Consider the following 1,649-nt stretch of genomic DNA (forward strand, 5'->3'; position numbering starts at 1 on the left):
AAAGGTGATATGCAGGCAGTTACCCCTTCTTATGCTGCCCAACTTATCGAACAAAGCAAAGCGACACTTGTGATGACAGAAGACGGACAGATCATCTTTCACTCCTAAATTCCATCAATCCTATGACGAAAAAGGCCTGCATTGCTGCAGGCCTTTGTATGAGTGAATTAAGAGTTATTTACTGGAAACTCACTGCCGTTGGTAGGCGATCAAGCATCTTGTAGTAATCACCAGCCACAGCGCCGATATCACCACGCAAATACGCTTGGATCATATTGAGATCTTTCAGCCAAAGTTCTTTGTCAGCATCTGAAGACGCCATGTACCCTGCGTACACATTGTCGACCGCGAACATCATGTCTTCGGCGTGATCGTTGTAAATCAAAAGCATCGCATCTGTGTAAGCTTCGAACGCTTTCAGCTCATCGTGCGCTTTACCACCTTTGTAGCTCAATGTGCCCGAAGTTGCATCGATGACCAAATCACCCGAAGTCACATTCGCTGTCGTAAAGTTGATGAAAGACTGGCTGAACGACAGCACACCTGCCGCGATATCCGCATCAATGGTTCGCTTCATTGCGTTGACCATTGGTGCATCCAGCAGCAATACAGGATCGTGGAACGCTGGGACAATCGCTGTTCGGAATGGCCCCCAAGCGCTATCGATGCTCTCTGCGACCTTGTTTAGTGTTGCAGGCTCATAGCTATCTAGGTACGTTTTTAGATCGTAACCTTTGGACGTCACCAGTTGATTTGCGTAGTCGTAAGCCAGCTTGTTTGCTTTTGTTGCCACAAACTTCTCGCCGTCGATAACAAACTCAACCTTGTCACCCGCGATAATACCGTAGCGGTCTTGTTGCTTCGTAAACGTATCAAACTGAGATTGACCACGAGTCTTCACTGTGTAGTCGTAAGACTTCATTTGGCGCACACCCATTCTCAAGATGACATCGCCAACACGTCCGCGGCCTTCTGCGCCAATATCAAGGAATCTTGCAATACCACGAGGCATTGGTGGTAGGGACTCCATTTGCTCAGTGATGTGTAGGTTCACGGTAACACCTTTTAGATTGGTGTATTCCTTACCGTCTTTACCCACCAATTTAACTGGCGTATTTAACGCATCATTTGCCACGATGTTGCCCATGATGTCTTCGTATTCAGCTTGCACCCCAGGGATATCAAGCAGCGATGCAAAGCTCACCTCATCGGTAAAACGGTTCGAGAATCGACGTGCTAAGAAGTGGCTCGCAAGCGCTTTGTCTGGCCAGTTACCCAACACAGACACCGCATTTGACCAAGGGTAATCCGGGTCAAAGCTACCAATTGAGTTTAGGAAGCGTCCATTCGCAGTTTCCGCAACAGCTATATAGCCCTCATCTGAATCTTCGATAAAGCGTGCTGCCAAATCATCAAAACAGCTGGCTGTTGAAAGATCGTAATCAGCCGGGATTTGGTGTGAGTTGTTGTCTAACAGTTGTCCAAAAGAAATCACTTTTTGGTTGCCTGCCGCATTTTCTATCACACATTGATGCTCTGGTGTGCGCAAGATATCAAGGAAGAACGCCGCGGATTTTTTCGCCCCATTCGCGTAATCACAGAACCATGAGTTATCGGCTTTGCCTTCGCTACAGTATTGAGGGTTTGAA

The 1,649-nt window shown here is 47.4% G+C and carries 2 pseudogenes; one reads left to right on the plus strand and one right to left on the minus strand.

From position 1 onward, the window contains the following. A pseudogene (locus tag R7O12_RS24200) lies at window positions 1-108 on the plus strand (C factor cell-cell signaling protein); the annotation flags it as partial. A 70-nt stretch (window positions 109-178) separates the two neighbouring features. Here the strand turns inward: R7O12_RS24200 and R7O12_RS24205 are convergent. After that, window positions 179-1,649: pseudogene (locus R7O12_RS24205) on the minus strand (MoxR-like ATPase); the annotation flags it as partial.

It is taken from the genome of Vibrio sp. Vb1574 (assembly GCF_033338675.1).